The organism is Robertmurraya phoenicis, from assembly GCF_047302285.1.
Lineage (GTDB): Bacteria > Bacillota > Bacilli > Bacillales > Cytobacillaceae > Robertmurraya.
This window is the reverse complement of sequence record NZ_CP154845.1, coordinates 399,083-415,466: the sequence shown is the minus strand read 5'-3', so window position 1 is coordinate 415,466 and position 16,384 is coordinate 399,083. Positions and strand designations below refer to the sequence as shown.

General features: G+C 41.1%; 16 protein-coding genes and 1 pseudogene. 1 reads left to right on the top strand and 16 read right to left on the bottom strand.

Annotated elements, in window-relative coordinates; all coding sequences use genetic code 11:
* Nucleotides 1-45 precede the first annotated feature (45 nt).
* From AA0X71_RS01940 to AA0X71_RS01930, 3 genes are all read right to left on the bottom strand, one after another.
* Nucleotides 46-348 carry a DUF4212 domain-containing protein gene (locus AA0X71_RS01940; RefSeq protein WP_413358571.1) on the bottom strand — a complete coding sequence of 101 codons (303 nt, stop codon included), beginning with the start codon at nt 346-348 and terminating at the stop codon, nt 46-48.
* 152 nt (nt 349-500) lie between these two features.
* Complete coding sequence (locus tag AA0X71_RS01935; RefSeq protein WP_413358569.1) at nt 501-680, bottom strand: hypothetical protein; 180 nt, start codon at nt 678-680, stop codon at nt 501-503.
* Nucleotides 681-1,160: 480 nt separating this feature from the next.
* Nucleotides 1,161-2,036 (bottom strand): peptidoglycan DD-metalloendopeptidase family protein, encoded by an 876-nt coding sequence (locus AA0X71_RS01930; RefSeq protein WP_413358566.1) that lies wholly within the window; start codon nt 2,034-2,036, stop codon nt 1,161-1,163.
* Between the two features lie 143 nt (nt 2,037-2,179).
* On the opposite strand from AA0X71_RS01930, the gene AA0X71_RS01925 reads away from it, so the two are divergent.
* Entirely contained in the window at nt 2,180-2,590 is a 411-nt protein-coding gene (locus AA0X71_RS01925) for a VanZ family protein (protein WP_413358563.1), read from the top strand.
* A gap of 43 nt (nt 2,591-2,633) precedes the next feature.
* Here AA0X71_RS01925 and spoIID read toward each other — a convergent pair whose 3' ends face one another.
* The 13 genes and pseudogenes from spoIID to AA0X71_RS01860 form a co-directional block, all read right to left on the bottom strand.
* Complete coding sequence (gene spoIID, locus AA0X71_RS01920; protein WP_413358561.1) at nt 2,634-3,653, bottom strand: stage II sporulation protein D; 1,020 nt, start codon at nt 3,651-3,653, stop codon at nt 2,634-2,636.
* A gap of 278 nt (nt 3,654-3,931) precedes the next feature.
* Nucleotides 3,932-5,242: a UDP-N-acetylglucosamine 1-carboxyvinyltransferase gene (gene murA / locus AA0X71_RS01915; protein WP_413358559.1), complete on the bottom strand. Its 1,311-nt coding sequence runs from the start codon at nt 5,240-5,242 to the stop codon at nt 3,932-3,934.
* Nucleotides 5,243-5,274: 32 nt separating this feature from the next.
* Nucleotides 5,275-6,021 carry a YwmB family TATA-box binding protein gene (locus AA0X71_RS01910; RefSeq protein ID WP_413358557.1) on the bottom strand — a complete coding sequence of 249 codons (747 nt, stop codon included), beginning with the start codon at nt 6,019-6,021 and terminating at the stop codon, nt 5,275-5,277.
* A 345-nt stretch (nt 6,022-6,366) separates the two neighbouring features.
* Nucleotides 6,367-6,603, bottom strand: a complete 237-nt coding sequence (locus AA0X71_RS01905; protein WP_413358555.1) for a DUF1146 family protein — start codon at nt 6,601-6,603, stop codon at nt 6,367-6,369.
* A gap of 461 nt (nt 6,604-7,064) precedes the next feature.
* Nucleotides 7,065-8,585, bottom strand: a complete 1,521-nt coding sequence (nuoN, locus tag AA0X71_RS01900) for an NADH-quinone oxidoreductase subunit NuoN (protein WP_413358553.1) — start codon at nt 8,583-8,585, stop codon at nt 7,065-7,067.
* Between the two features lie 4 nt (nt 8,586-8,589).
* Complete coding sequence (locus AA0X71_RS01895) at nt 8,590-10,095, bottom strand: NADH-quinone oxidoreductase subunit M (protein ID WP_413358551.1); 1,506 nt, start codon at nt 10,093-10,095, stop codon at nt 8,590-8,592.
* The gene (gene nuoL, locus AA0X71_RS01890) at nt 10,092-11,960 is read right to left on the bottom strand and encodes an NADH-quinone oxidoreductase subunit L (RefSeq protein WP_413358549.1); all 1,869 of its coding nucleotides are present in this window, start codon (nt 11,958-11,960) and stop codon (nt 10,092-10,094) included. The genes AA0X71_RS01895 and nuoL overlap by 4 nt, the downstream gene beginning before the upstream one ends.
* A gap of 84 nt (nt 11,961-12,044) precedes the next feature.
* Nucleotides 12,045-12,359, bottom strand: coding sequence for an NADH-quinone oxidoreductase subunit NuoK (gene nuoK / locus AA0X71_RS01885; RefSeq protein ID WP_413358547.1), 315 nt, complete (start codon nt 12,357-12,359; stop codon nt 12,045-12,047).
* Complete coding sequence (locus AA0X71_RS01880; protein ID WP_413358545.1) at nt 12,356-12,877, bottom strand: NADH-quinone oxidoreductase subunit J; 522 nt, start codon at nt 12,875-12,877, stop codon at nt 12,356-12,358. The genes nuoK and AA0X71_RS01880 overlap by 4 nt, the downstream gene beginning before the upstream one ends.
* The gene (gene nuoI, locus AA0X71_RS01875; protein WP_019153948.1) at nt 12,874-13,293 is read right to left on the bottom strand and encodes an NADH-quinone oxidoreductase subunit NuoI; all 420 of its coding nucleotides are present in this window, start codon (nt 13,291-13,293) and stop codon (nt 12,874-12,876) included. Before nuoI ends, AA0X71_RS01880 begins: the two co-directional genes overlap by 4 nt.
* Before the next feature lie 36 nt (nt 13,294-13,329).
* Nucleotides 13,330-14,340, bottom strand: coding sequence for an NADH-quinone oxidoreductase subunit NuoH (nuoH, locus tag AA0X71_RS01870; protein ID WP_413358542.1), 1,011 nt, complete (start codon nt 14,338-14,340; stop codon nt 13,330-13,332).
* Nucleotides 14,340-15,440, bottom strand: a complete 1,101-nt coding sequence (locus AA0X71_RS01865) for an NADH-quinone oxidoreductase subunit D (RefSeq protein WP_413358540.1) — start codon at nt 15,438-15,440, stop codon at nt 14,340-14,342. Before AA0X71_RS01865 ends, nuoH begins: the two co-directional genes overlap by 1 nt.
* A 2-nt stretch (nt 15,441-15,442) precedes the next feature.
* Nucleotides 15,443-16,375, bottom strand: a pseudogene (locus tag AA0X71_RS01860) (NADH-quinone oxidoreductase subunit C); the annotation flags it as partial.
* Nucleotides 16,376-16,384: the final 9 nt, after the last annotated feature.

The following is a 16,384-nucleotide window of genomic DNA, read 5'->3' as shown; positions in this document are numbered from 1 at the left end:
TCCCAATCGACCATCCCCATTTATGAATAGATTGGAAAAGTCCTTTTAATGTTCTAATGTCGTTCCCGTGCTAATTTGCTCATTCTTGCTTTCATCGATGCCGTACTTTTGGTCAATTTTGTCCCCTAGTTTGGCATTTACAAAGAGCAAGATGATGAAGGTAAGGACAGCACCTTGAGCTCCCATATAGTAGTGAAGCGGGAAGCCAATAATGGTAACAGAACTCAACGGCTCTGCAAACAGAACCACCCCGTAGGAAACGATAAACCACACGATAAAGTAAATGATGATATTACGGTTTTTCTCCCGAAAATAGCGATCGGCAACAGCCTTATCGATTTTCTTCATTTTTTCACCTCCAAGATTATCTCCCCTTATGACTTAACAGCGATCCATACATACTCCTCCCCTATGTGCGTCCCTCCTTAATCGTTTGATATTTATAATTCTTTAAAAGTACATTGAAGCGCTTTCAAAGGAATTACTTTTTTCAAAAACCTTTAATTCAAACTAAAAATAAACTTCACTGTTTCTATGAAAGGTAAGGGGACTAGGGCGACTTGAACGATGAAATAGATGATCATGGATAGGAATGGAATGACTAAGAAGATTGGTTTTTTCTTACGTAGCGCGAGTATTAAGCAAATTGCAGTCACTGTAACAAACAAATAAAAGGCCATCAAAATTCCCCCTTTACATTTTAAATTTTGTTCTAATCATTGACCTTCAGTTTAATATAAATTAAATATTAAGAAAATTTCGTAATATCATTATCTATTTAAATGGTTTCAAGGTCAAGAGAAAACTTGTATGTAATTTGTCACATTTTATGGGAGGTTTTAACAGGAGATACTAGTGGTTGGATTGAGCTTTCAGGCGTTAGTGGGCGCTGGGTTGGGTTGGGGTTGGAGTTGGTATGGATTTGGGATTGCTTAATGAAGACAGATTTTACCGTGAGCCTTACAATGTTTGTTCTCATGAACGCTCTATGTGGACTGATTTCACTGTGTTCCTCACAATGTTTGTCCTCATGAACTCCAGCTCCCCCTAAATTCGAGGCCAAATAATGAATGATTTAGAGATTCTTCAAAGTGAGTCTGTACCAGCACGCACCACACAAACAAAAAACCCGCCTAGGCGGGTCACAATGACAAATCATATTAAGCGTCAGAAGAGTCTGTTGTATCTGCGTCTTCCTCGTCAGAAGTCGTATCGTCTTCTTCTGCTTCATCTTCGCTTGAACCATCAGTATCTTTTTCTTCGTCTTCATCAGGAGTAGCTTCTTCCTCAGTTCCAGTTGAATCATCAGCTTTACCGCTATCATCAACTTCCTCAGTTAAACTTGCTTCCTGCAGATCACTTAATGGCTTGTTAAAATAGTCAAGCGGATTTACAGCAATTCCATCTTTGCGAATTTCAAAATGTACATGGGTACCAGCTTCTTCGTTATATAAGCTTTTTCCAGATTTCGCTAGTACCTGTCCTTGGTCTACTTGGTCTCCAGCTTTCACATCAATATCGGTTACAGATTGATATTGTGTTACAATACCTTTGTCATGCTCAATTTCGATTACGTTTCCTAATAGAGAATCTTCTGCAACATTGGTTACTGTACCACTTAATGCTGCTACAACATCAAATGCTTCACCGTTTTCCATTGCAATATCAACACCAGTGTTCGGATAATATGAATTATTGTAAAACACTAAAGCTGCTTCCTGTTTATCATCAGGTGCATCGTATTCATAGAATTCTTTTTGAATCACGACAGAATCTGGATCAACAACAGGCATTGCAAAGTTTTCTAAAGAACGGTTAACCTCTAAAGCAGGCTCATCATGTCTGCCTGAAAGATCTGTTGCCTCGTAATCGATTTGATCATCAGTTGCACTATTGTTGCTGTTTTGGAACCAAAGAACCGCGGTTAGAATGATTGCAGCACTTGCAATGTATACGGCTGGGTATACCCAACGCTTTTTCATGAAGCGCTTCAACTTTGAATCTTGAGAAGATCGTTTCTTTTCTTCCTCTCTCATTTATCATCACCTCAGCAATCATTCTGAACAGATCATGATAAATATATACATTTCGAAAAAAAATTTTTTATCTTATTTTTCGACAAAGGGATTAAAATTATGCAAAGAAATGCAAAAAAGTTTAAAAAAAGGGGATTTTTTTCTTGCGAAGTTTATTAAAATGGTTCATCCGACTTTTACCTTTCATCTATATGGGTATGATTTGGCTCATGTCTAGCATGCCCGCAAACGCGATTGTAGAGCTTCCAGACTCTGGACTCGATAGCTTCATTAAAGAGTCACTCCATCTCGTCGAATTCGCCATCCTTTATTTATTATTGGTCATTGCCCTCCTGACAACAGGGAAGTTTTCTCTGACCTTGAGTATTGTTTGTGCAGTCATTGCTTCCTTATATGGATTGCTGGACGAAATTCATCAGTCCTTCGTTCCTGCCCGCTCAGCTACTGTCATCGATTTTGTCAAAGATGTAACCGGAGTTGTGGTGGCCACCTATTTCGTTCACCGCGCCTATCGTAAACATCGATTTGAGCGAGTTCAGAAATACTTTGGGTAAAAAAAGACCGAGCACCCATTTATTTGAGTGCTCGGTACATTTTTTATTTACTCGCCGTTATTTTTGTCAGAAGCGTCTTCGTCGTGTCAATCTGTGCTCCACTGTAATAATGCTCGACGATTTCTTTGTAGGTCTTTCCATCTTTAGCCAATTCGTTTGCACCGTATTGGCTCATTCCTACTCCATGACCAAAGCCTTTTGTATTAATAACGATATTGTCCCCTTTTCTTTCCCATGTAAAATCAGACGACTTCAAATCCAACGTTAATCTTATATCTTTACCGGTTAAAATTTTCCCGTTAATATCTACCTTGCCAACGCGATTTCCTTTTGTTCTTTCAATTATTTTTCCCACTTCAGCAGCATCTGTTAATTGAACGCCTAACTCTTTCTCAAACTCGGCGACAGAGATGACTTTTTGACCGTTAAATTTCTCTGTGTTGACATCCCAAGGGCTCTCCACACTTTTTAAATATGGTAGCGGGCTGCTCCAGTAATCCTCTGAGTTCTCAGTAAAGCCATTACTTGTGGAAAAAAAGGCGGCATAAATCGGTTCACCTTCATATGTTAAAACTTGACCTCTTGTCGCGACGACAGCTTCTTTAATCTTGTTCATTCTCCACTGGTAATCCTTCCCCCAGGCTTTTCTTAGTTCTTCTTCACTTTTATATACTTGGTGATCTTCTGTATCTGATACATTTGCTTCTTTAGGGATTTTTTCACTTTTTTCGCCACTCATGAGGTAATAAAGATAATAGGTTCTGGCAGTAAGTGCTTGTGCCTTTAAGGCCTCAAGCTCAAATTCAGAAGGCATTTCTGCTGCGACAACGCCAGCAATATACTCCTCTAAAGGTAGTTTCTCAATATTGTCTTGGCTAGCTCGATAGACAGCTACCTCGACAGCAGGCTGGTCTGCAGCTGCTTCTATTTCTTTAGAAGCTAGCTCTTCACCGAGTTTCCCCGTTGTTTTTTCCATAAAAGGGAGGACGAGTAGTGTTGGAATCATGATGGTGACAACAAATAGTACGGCAGATAAAACTACGATTGGTTTCATTTTAAGCATTACTTAAGCCTCCATATGTAAGTATCGTTCGAGTACGAGTGCGATGACGCATACTCTCCTTACATACATATGGGAGTGGACAAGCTAATATGTACAAAATTAAAAATCAGGGAAAAAAATGCATAACTTTTTCACTCATAAACCAAAATAGTCTATGTTGGTGTTTCAAATCATTGCTTTCCTAAACCCAAGGCATCAATGTTCGCGAAAAAAAGCCTTTCAAATAAACGCAAAAAAACCGCAAAAATGGAAATCCATTTCACGGTTTTTCACGTTCATTATGCATTTAAATCTGCAACAAATGTTTTTGGAAATGATGCTGTTTCTTCCACTGTAGAAATTCGTTCAATATCTGCTCCTAAAGAAGCTAATTTATGGTGGAAGTCCACATATCCGCGATCAAGATGCTTTAATTCTGTCACTCGAGTGACACCTTCTGCCACTAAGCCTGTTAAAATTAAGGCAGCCGCGGCACGTAAATCGGTAGCAGCAACTTCTGCTCCTTGTAAATTACTAGGTCCATCTAAGATAACAGAACGACCTTCAATTTTGATATCAGCATTCATTCTGCGGAATTCTTCCACATGCATGAAGCGATTTTCAAATACGGTCTCGGTAATCATACTTGTTCCATTTGCATGCAATAGTAAAGCCATCATTTGTGATTGCATATCTGTTGGAAAACCAGGGTGTGGCATTGTCTTAATATCGACAGCTTTCAGGTTGTCAGGACCGATGACCCTTAAACCTTCTGCTTCCTCTTCAAATATAACACCCATCTCTTCCATCTTCGCGATGAGAGAAGTTGAATGCTCCGGAACGGCACCTTTCACTAAAACATTTCCTCCCGTAATTGCTGCTGCAACCATGAATGTTCCAGCTTCAATTCGATCAGGAATGATATTATGGTCAGCACCAAAGAGAACGTCTACTCCTTCAATACGAATCGTTCCAGTTCCAGCACCACGTACTTTTGCACCCATTTTATTCAAGAAATTAGCCAAATCGACAATTTCCGGTTCTTTGGCAACATTCTCTAATATCGTCGTTCCTTGTGCTAAAGTAGCGGCCATCATAATATTTTCTGTAGCACCCACACTTGGGAAATCCAAGTAAATTTTGGCACCATGTAATCGGCCATTTGATTCTGCTTCGATAAAGCCATTTCCTACTTTGACCGTTGCACCCATAGCTTCAAAGCCTTTTAAATGCTGGTCAATTGGTCTCGATCCAATCGCACATCCTCCAGGAAGCGCTACACGAGCACGGCCATTTCTTGCAAGTAATGAGCCCATTACTAATACTGAAGCACGCATTTTACGAACATATTCGAATGGTGCTTCTACTTTTAACTCTCTAGATGCATCGACAGTGACTTCATTATTTTTAAACGTCACATCGGCGTTTAAATAGCGTAATACCTCATTGATCGTGTATACATCGGAGAGAGTTGGCACATCACGAATTACGCTTTTTCCGTCACTTGCTAATAATGATGCGGCAATAACCGGCAAAACTGCATTCTTTGCTCCTTCTACTTTAACAGAACCGCTTAGCCTTCTACCGCCGCGGACGATGATTTTTTCCAAGTGTATTCCCCTCCGCGTCCAATTTCTCTATATTAATATTCAATCGTTATGATTGGTGTGCCAACTACAAGGGTAGTCTTTGCGCCCAATCCTGTTGTTCGGATTCCAAGTTGTAAATTCATATCTTGATTTTTCGTCATTAACCCATTGGAAAATAATGGTGAGTAAGCTGACGTCGAGATAAAATCTTTTTCTATCAGTGATTCAATTTCTTCTGCCTCAAACTTTTCAAGTAGCTGATTTACAGTAAAAGGCAAAGACGTATTCATCTTATCATTGATTTCACCTTTTACACAAGTGAAAATTGTGGTATTTTCTCGAAATATGTCAGATAATAGTTCATTAAGATCCTCATTTATAAATTGCTCTGTTTCTTGCGTAAAATTCTTACCTCGGATTTCATAAATAATGTAAGTTTGTGGGTTTTGATCTGTGAGGGTAGATAATATTTGAATGCTCTCTTCCATTCCCTGATTAGATGTTTGGCTCGCTTTCGCTTCCCATTTTTCAGAATCAGAACTGAACTCCCATGTCCAGTTTGGAAAAATGCTTTGGAGTTGCTGCACATGATCCTGAATTTCCTCTGGGCTGTCGGCCTCTAATTTTTCTCTTGCATGTAAAGACCATTCATTGATATCTATATTCTCACCTTTTAAAACTGTCACTATTGATAAAAGGTCGTGCTTATTTTTGGTATTTGCGAATTTTTCTCCTGCATGTACAAATGAAACTCCAATGATTACAACTACGGTAATTACTGCCAACCAATTTTTTTTCATCTCTATAACTCCTCCCCTTAGTACCATTGTTACCAAGAAGAGAAGAAGCATACTGAAGAGTTGTCGTCACTTTTTGACAAATATGCAAGCTTTTTAAAAATGAATTAAATTAGGCCGCTTTTTATCACACAAAAAGAATTGTATCGAATAATTCCATAAATATAAAAGGTACGATGACCTATCTTTCTTAAGATTATTTCCCCATTTATCCAAGCCCTAAGCCTTTTTTTGAAGAAAATTTTCCAATTCGATGGTCTTCTATCGTTTTTTATTTTTGGATTTATTTTCGGGATATGAACTTTTTTCACATTTGTTCGCACAAAAAGTGTTAAGTTTACGTAGATATTATTGGAAAATCATTGGCAATTGCTGCGACCATAAAAGGTAATCGAGGAAAAAATTACTAACGGTAGAACCAATGACAATGGACAATAATATAAATAATACTCGTGCTTGAAATACGCGGTTAGCTCGTAAAAATTTATCAAAGTTTAAGCTTTGTAACGCCCACCAAGCTAAAGCAATAAAGCCAAGATGAGACATAATACTAATAAGTGCCTGGTGCCCAAATCCTGCAGTCATGGACATACTCCTCCTTTTTCACGCTAACACATATTATAACATTCGCAAGTTCACCCTTCTATTTGACGTATATGTAGCAAAAAGGTTTCATTTGGTTTATATTTTTATGGTTTTTATCGTGGTGGATTATCGATGTTGGTCGGGAATAGGTACTCTTTGGGATATGGTTTTTGTTTGGTTTGATACTTAATTTGGAGTGAAATCCCTTGGGGGTTTTTTGTTTTGTCCGAATAAGCCTTCTATTCGGACTAGAACCACTTGGCGCTTGCTCGTTTTGTCCGAATACACAATACACTCTTGTGTCAATATGCATCCCCCTTAATCATTATCTGCATTATTCAGCGAACATGCGCACTACTCCCACAAAAAAAGAAGGGGTCCCCTTTCCCCTTCTTTTTCCCTTGCTTCTATTAAAATCCCCTTGTTGCTCGCTTCTGATTTCCCCAAATCAGAAATTCCCTTTATTGAAAGCCACCGAAGTTCGTGTGGAAGAAGTCGAGCGCAACGTTTGGAAATAGTCCAAATACGATGGTCGCTACGACACATATTCCAATCGCTACACCGACGCCAACCGGTATTTTCATTTTTTCTACTTCCCCATCTTGCGGAGATGGTCTAAAGAACATTTGCGTTAAAATGCCGAAGTAGTAGAAATAGGATACCACGGTTGTGGCAATCATGAGCGATGCTAGAATGTAGTGCGCTGGTTCAGATACTAATGCTCCGATAAAAATGTTTAGTTTTCCAATGAATCCAGCCGTTCCTGGAATTCCTGCTAATGAGAGGATAAAGATTCCCATTGCCACTGCAAGCCATGGCGCACGTTTGTACATTCCGGCAAATTGGCTGATATCCTCGACGTCATTTTTTGCGGTCATCAGTTGAATGACAGCAAAAGCTCCAACGTTCATGAAGAGATATGCCCCTAAGTAAAACCAAATTGTTTCAAACATAAAGACTGACATCGTAGTTACGGCAACTAATAAATAACCCGCATGAGCGATACTAGAATAAGCAAATAATCGTTTGATGTTTCGCTGTCTTAAAGCAACGACATTTCCGATGACCATCGTCACTCCAGCAAGGACAGCAATGTAATCCTGCAATTTGAATAGGAGCGGCGTAACTGAATCGACACCTGTCGCACCCGATTGCGTATTGGCAAATACGATGACGACGATTCGAACTAAAATGACAAATCCTGCTGTTTTCGACACGACACTCAAGAACACAGTAACCGGAGTGGCTGCTCCTTGGTACACATCTGGTGCCCACATATGAAATGGAGCGGTTGCCAATTTAAACGAAAGACCGACCAATATCATGAAAAAGGCAAGACCCATTAAATAGCTCAATTGAGAATTATTCAATTGTGGTAGAATATTCGTCATTTCGGATAAATTCGTCGTCCCTGTAATTCCGTAAAGATAACTCATTCCAAAAAGGGTGACGGCTGTGGCAATACTTCCATTAATGACGTATTTCATGGCTGACTCATTGGATGGAAGATGCTTTTTCCGAATCCCAGCTAAAATATAGGAGGACAAGGATAGAAGCTCTAATCCAACAAATAAAGTAATTAAATCGCCACTTGAAGCCATGATCATCGTACCGAGCAAGCCGGCTAATAAAAGGTAGTAGAACTCCCCTTTGAACTCTTCCATTCCCTCTTTTGGCTTATAGCTGACAGCAAGCAACATAATGAGTGCTGCGCCAATGAGTAATAGTAACTTGAATACTTTTGCAAAGGAATCTAGTTTAAACGTATCGTATAAAATCGAAACAGTATCTATAGCCAATAAGTTCATTAATGAGGCAATTGCCGCAAGTATTCCTGCGAAACCTACCCAACCGAGAATTCTTCTATCGAAGTGCTTCGGTGCAAAAAGGTCTACTATGGATAGAATGGTCGCCACTCCAAGGATGATAAACTCTGGAGCCATCGCTCCCCATTGAAATGATAAAAGCGTATCTAGATCCACTTCATCAACCCCCTAACCCAAGCATGATAGTCTCAAGTGTGGCATGTAGCGGTTCGCTTAGTACACTTGGGTATACACCAATTAACACGATTAATGCTAGTAACGTCACGACTGGAATAAATTCCACTGACTTTAAATCAGACACAGCGGCAAACTCTCGATTCGCTTTTCCATAAGTGATGCCGAGAACTGCTCTGAGTAAGTAGACAGCGGTCATGATAATTCCAATACAGCCAACAGCAGCTAACACCGGCATTTCTTCAAATAATCCGAGGAAAGCCATGAATTCACTAACAAAGCCAGACATCCCTGGTAAACCGAGTGATGCTAGCGCTCCGGCTAATAAGAAGCCAGCTGTTAGTGGCATTCCTTTAGCCATCCCACCAAGGTTTGCAATCGTGGAGGTATGGAATCGTTCATAAAATACTCCTACTAAGAAGAAAAGGAGAGCAGAAATCAATCCGTGAGAAACAACTTGGAAAATCGCTCCCTGTATGCCAGCCTCGTTCAATGCCCCTAAACCAATAAGGACAATTCCCATATGGGATATCGACGAGTAGGCAAGGACCATTTTAAAATCGGTCTGCTTAAACGCTAGAAATGCTCCGTATAAAAGATTGATAACCCCTAATACCGCAAGCAATACGGCAATTGATTGGAATTGTTCAGGGAAGATTCCCATTCCAAAACGAATCAAACCGAAGGCACCAATTTTTAATAAAATCCCTGAGTGAAGCATGACGATGGATGGTGGTGCCTGCACGTGAACACGGAGCATCCATGTATGTAATGGAAAGATTGGCAGCTTCACGCCAAAAGCGATAAGAAGTGCAATCAATAACCCAAACTTCAATGATTCAGAGATTGGTGAAACGGTACTCGGGTTTTCTATCGCCATCAACTGTGCAAGAGCGTCGATATTAGACGTTCCTGTTCTCGCAAACAGAACCATGATCACGATTAAAAGAATAGCTGACCCTAAGCCGTTATAAATTAAATAGCTGTAAGCCGCTTTTTCTTTTTCAAAATAACCCCATTTTCCGATTAAGAAGAACATTGGAATCATCGTTATTTCGAAAAAGATAAAGAAGAGAATTAGGTTTTGGGCGGCAAATACTCCGAGCATCCCTACTTCAAGTAAAAGGAATAGCATGAAGTAGCCCTTCCATTCTTTTTTTATATGAACAGAAGCAACTGCGGCAAGTGTAGAAATGACCGCTGTTAGCATGATTAACACTAATGAGAAACCATTTAAGCCTAATTCATAATCGATTTTAAATAGATCGAAGACGGCATAGTCTCCAAAACGAATCCATTCGACTTGAACATTGTATTTCTGTAGATTGTCGCTCCCTCCAATAAAGGCAATGAGCGCTAACAGAAGAGCGGGTAAGGTTGCTATGAATCCAACTGCTTTAATCGCTGTTTCTTGTGTTTTTGGCAAAAGTGCTAACACAGCGATTCCTAAAAGAGGGGAGAACACTAAGATGGATAAAAAGTATGCGTTCATTTTAAGTACCCCCCTGTTAATGCATAAATCACAATTAGGACAGCCAATCCAACGAAGGCCACTGTACCGTATGCCTGAACTTGACCATTTTGAATTTTGGACCCAATGATTCCAAGTCCATGAACAATTGCGGTAACAAGCTTCACAATCCCTTCAACAATGAAGGTTTCAATAAAGCTAAGAAACGCTGTGAAGTTTTTTGTAGCTTTCACAACTGTTAATTCGTAAAACTCGTCAATGTAGTATTTGTTATACAAAATGTTGTACATTATCGGCATTCTTACCGTTAGCCAATCTCTTTGAAGAGATTTCTTTCCATATATGAGCCATGCCAAGTAAATTCCGAGTAAAGACACAACTGTCGCCACTATCATAATCCATGCCGGTCCTTCAATATGGCCATGACCTAATGCTTCGTTTCCATCGACGAGCCAGTCACCGAGGAAGGTGCCGAACCACGGAGTATTCACATACCCTGCAACGACCGCTAGAATTCCAAGCACAATCATTGGAAAAGTCATCACAGATGGTGACTCGTGTACCTCTTTCTGTTTGCCACGTGCATCGCCTGTAAAGACCATAAAGAAAAGGCGGAACATATAGAACGCGGTAAAGAAAGCGGCAATGACTGCTAACCAGAACAAGAAGGTGTTTCCGTGAGCCCAAGTTGATATTAATATTTCATCCTTACTAAAGAATCCAGAGAATAATGGAACCCCACTAATTGCAAGTGTTCCGATTAAAAATAATGGACCTGTAAATTTCAGCTTTTTCCACAGACCGCCCATCTCTTCAATATTCTGAGTGTGGACAGCGTGAATGACACTACCAGCTGCCAAGAATAACAATGCTTTAAAGAAGGCATGTGTCATTAAGTGGAAGACGCCTGCTACATAGCCAGCCGATCCGAGGGCAAGCATCATATAACCAAGCTGACTGACGGTTGAGTAAGCTAGTACTCTTTTAATATCCTTTTGTACCAAACCAATGCTCGCCGCAAAGATGGCGGTGAATGCACCGATGACTGCAACTGTCATTAAAGCGGCCTCACTCGCTGCAAAAAGCGGGAATACTGCGGCAACTAAGTACACACCAGCCGCTACCATTGTGGCAGCATGGATTAACGCAGATACTGGTGTAGGACCTTCCATCGCATCAGGTAACCAAGTGTGTAATGGAAATTGACCTGATTTCCCCACTGCCCCGATAAAAATCAGGATCGCGGTAAGGGTGATCATGCCTGCGGAAATACTCCCTTCTTCCACAGCTTGAAAAATCGCATCGTACTCAAAGCTTCCTACTTGCCAGAATAATAGAATCATCCCGACGAGGAGGCCGACATCCCCGATACGAGTCATGATGAAAGCTTTTTTGGCAGCGGCCTTTGCCTCTTCTTTGTAAAAATAGAAGCCAATTAAGAGGAAGGATCCGGCCCCGACAAGCTCCCAGAAAATATAGGTTTGCAATAGATTAGGAGATACGACAAGTCCTAACATCGCAAATGTAAATAACCCTAAATAGGCGTAGAAAATATGAAACCGCCCGTCTCCGTGCATGTAGCCTTTTGAATAAGTATGTACGAGAAAGCTAACAAGCGATACGATGACGAGCATTAACGCATTTAATTGATTGACTTCAAAACCCGCTGTTAATTGAACATCCCCTATTGTCAGCCATGTTGCTTCGGCTTTATAAGTCGGGTGGCTGAAGCGGTCAAACAACACCACCAAAGAGTAGATCAAAGACGCTAGTGTGAGCACCATGCCGATGTATGCACTATTTTCCTTTAATCTTCTCCCAAATAGAAGAAGGAACAAAAATGATAAAAGCGGGAAAAGCGGTATGATCCATGCATTCTCCATCAATATCACAATCCCCTTTTTAGAACGCGCTTGTTCTCACGCGTTTGATTGAGGCCCGCGTTTCGAGCGGGTCGTGTACCAGTTATATTAGTTTTTCATCGTGTCCATTTCATCAATATTGACTGTTTTACGGTTGCGGTAAAGGGCGATTAAGATCGCGAGACCGACTGCCGCCTCTGCCGCAGCAATAGCAATCGTAAAGAGGGCGAATACTTGCCCGTCAATTGAAGGAGCCATGCCGTATTTGCTAAATGCGACTAAGTTAATGTTGACCGCATTGAGCATGAGCTCGATTGAAATTAACACGATGACCGTATTACGCTTTGTTAGTGCACCATATAGGCCGATACAAAATAACACTAAGGCAAGCGTAAGGTAGGCAGAAATGGGAACTCCACTCATTCCTTTTTCGCCTCCTCTTCATCATCTTTTTTCGCTAGAATAATCGCTCCGATTAGTGCCACTAAAAGGACAACAGACGTTAACTCAAATGGAATAATAAATTTAGAGTAAAGGGCGATCCCAATTTGTTCCGTATTATTTTCATGAAGGGCGACTGGCTGTGAATTGAAGTCTAAATTATAAATCCCAATGTAGACTGCAAAGGCAAAGCCAAGTACACCAAGGAACAGTAGAATTTTTCTCAGTCTTCCTCCCTGTTCCTCACTTCGATCACTATGGCGCGTCAGCATGATCCCAAAGAGCATAATAATCGTAATCGCACCTGAATAGATCAGGATTTGTACGACTGCCACAAATTCCGCTGACAAGAGGATGTATATCCCTGCCAAACTGACAAATGTAAAGACAAGTGCAACGACCATATGCACAACCTTTGATAAATGGAGTAAGAACACGCCTCCCATGACCGCAACAATGGCTAGAATAAGGAATGCTAGTAGTTCACCTGAAAATGTCATGCTTTATTCACCTTCCGAACATTCTCATCATTTTCGTCCAACCATTCAAGGTTTTTAAAAAGATCATCGCGGCTATACTCGGCAAGCTCAAAATTATTGGTCATGACGATCGCTTCTGTCGGACAAACCTCTGTACATAAATCGCAAAGGATACAAATTTCAAAATTGATATCATACGTATCAATGATTTTCCCCTTTTTCGTTGGATCAGGATGCTTTTTCCCCGTTAATTGAATGCAATCGGTCGGACAAATATTGGCACATTGGTTACAAACAATACATTTTTCCGGGTAAAACTTCTGGATCCCTCGAAATCGGTCTGGCAAAGGAATCGGTTTTTTCGGATAATCGTAGGTTGGTTTTTCCTTTGTTAAGTTTTTCAGGGTATACTTTAAACCTTTCGCTAATCCAAGCATGTATTTTCACCCCTTATGATAAAAGTGATAAATCTCTTAAAAAAGGCTTAGAAGCTCCTTAATAATGGCCGTTAAGAAGATATTTGCAAGTGCCACCGGTAACAGTACCTTCCAACCAAATTCCATCAACTGGTCCGCCTTAATACGTGGGAACGTACTGCGAAACCATAGGAGAATAAAGACGACGAAACTGAATTTCAAGGCAAACCAGACGGCTCCTGGAATAAAGTCTAGGAACGAGAAGATTGGCAGCCAGCCTCCTAAGAATAACACCGTCGTCAGTGAGGCCATCGCAAACATATAGACGTATTCAGCGAGCATAAAAAACGCCCAACGGAAGCCAGAATACTCAACAAAATACCCGGCAATCAGTTCATTTTCCGCTTCTGGAAGGTCAAATGGAATTCGGTTTAATTCTGCCACAGATGCAATGAAAAAGACTAAAAATCCGATTGGCTGGAGAAGAATGTACCAAACATTTTCCTGGGCTGCAACAATTTCATTTAAATTCATGCTTCCCGTTAAAAGGATAACTCCAAGGACAGACATGACAAGCGGAATTTCATATGAAATCATCTGTGCAGCGGCACGCATTCCACCAAGTAAGGCGTATTTATTATTGGATGACCAGCCAGCCATCACCACTCCGATCGTGGTCAGCCCTGAAACGGCAATATAATAGAGAAGACCCACACCAATGTCGGCAAATTGTAATTTATCCGTAAACGGGATCGTTGCAATGACGATAAAAGACGGCGCAAATGCAATAACAGGTGCTAAAATAAATAACGGTCTGTCTGCTAACTTGGGAATCGTATCCTCTTTTAGTAAAAGTTTTAAGACGTCTGCCACGGTTTGCAGCAATCCCCATGGACCACCGACCTGATTTGGACCGTATCGCATCTGCATAAAACCCATTACTTTTCGCTCTGCCAAAATGGCATATGTAACAAAACCGAGAATGACGAATAAAAAAACGACTGCTAGTAAAAAGAAAATCCCAAAGTTTAATAGTCCCGGCTGTGAGTGCAATAAATCCTGTACCATTAGCCATCCACCTCCCCTAGGATAATGTCAACTGCTCCTAGAATGGCAATTAAATTCGAGATGCTTTCTCCTTCCAAAAGCTTAGGAAGAATTTGCAGATTATAAAATGATGGTCTTCTAAATTTTAAACGGTACGGTTCTTTCTTTCCATCACTTGCGATGTAACAACCAATTTCACCACGTGGAGATTCAATTCTAACAAAGGCTTCTCCTTTTGGCGCCTTAATGATTTTAGGCACCTTCGCGATGACCGGTCCTTCTTCTGGAAACTGTTCCACGCATTGCTCTAATATTTTCAAAGATTCTTCTATCTCTGCAAAGCGAACATGATAGCGAGATAGCACATCTCCCTCTTCCCTTGTTGGTACATCAAAATCGAATCGGTCGTAAATGGAGTATGGCTCATTTTTACGCAGATCCCATTTGACCCCTGTACAACGAAGGTTTGCCCCGCTTAACGAATAATTGAGCGCATCTTCTTTTGTATATTTTCCAATTCCTTTTACACGATTAAGGAAGATTTCATTTCCTGTCACAAGGTCATGATACCCTTTGATCTGCTCACGCATATGAGGAATGAATTCTCTTACTTTATCAACCCAGCCTTCTGGCGCATCCCATTTAACTCCACCAACACGCATATAGTTAAAGGTTAAACGGGCACCAGACAGTTCGTTTAATAGATTAAGAATCATTTCTCTTTCACGGAATGCATAAAGGAGTGGACTTGTCGCTCCTAAATCGAGTACAAATGTCCCCCACCATAAAAGGTGACTGGAAACGCGGCCAAGTTCCATTGCCATGACCCGTAGATATTCGGCACGCTCAGGAATTTCGATTCCCATCATCGTTTCCACTGCATGACAGATGACATAATTGTTTGTCATGGCGGAAACATAGTCCATCCGGTCGGTATATGGAATAATTTGTGTGTATTGAAGGTCTTCTGCCAGCTTCTCCGTACCACGATGGAGGTAGCCAATTACCGGTTTCGCTTCTTTAATGGTTTCACCATCAATTTTTAAAATTAACCGAAAGACACCGTGTGTACTAGGATGCTGAGGTCCTACGTTCAAAAGCATTTCTTCTGTTCTGAGCATGTTTACACCTCCACATCATACGGTTCATAGTCTTTTCTAAGTGGATGACCGACCCAATCTTCACCAAGCATAATGCGGTGTAGATTCGGATGATTGAGAAACTTGATTCCTAACAAATCATATGCCTCACATTCAGGCCAGTTCGCTCCAGCCCAGAGAGGACACAATGATTCAACGGTTGGTTCATCCCGATCTAGCTTCACTTTTATAGCGACTGATTGGCTATTTTTATAGGAATACAGGTGTGCATAAACTTCCATATGGGTCTCATAATCGACACCATGCAGCTCTGATAAATAATCAAAGCCTAATTGTTCATTATATTTAAGGAATTGTACGACTTTATAATAGGTCTCCCGTTTCACAACAAGGGTAGGAACATCCTTGGAAAGCCTATTAATATAGGATTCTTCTAAAATACCATTCCCAAGATGCTGTTCGATTACTTTGACATATTTATCAAGATATGGCTGATTGGCTGAAGGCTTTTCCTCTTCAACAGGTGCTGCGGCGGTCTTCCCACCTGCTTTGGCTCTGGCTGCTGCAGCGGCGGCAGCTTTTGCTTTCGCGGCGGCAATCGCTTTTGCCTTTGCATCATCGCCTCCTGCATCCCCGCCTTCTTGTTTCGCTTTCGCGGCGGCTTTTGCTTTCGCGGCTGCAGCAGCTTTGGCCTTAGCGGCTGCTATTGCTTTCGCCTTCGCACCATCTCCGCCTGTCTCTTCTGGAGTCTCTCCGTTCGCTCTTGCAGCTTTCGCTTTGGCTGCAGCGGCAGCCTTTGCTTTCGCAGCTGCGACGGCTTTTTTCTTCGCAAGGTCATCAGCATCGATTGCTTCCGGTGCTGACGCTTCTTGTTGTTCTTGCGCTTTCTTTTTCGCTAGTGCTGCCGCTTTCGCTTTTTCAGCTGCTTCTCTTTTTAGTTGTTCTAAATCTTTTTCTCCGCTCAT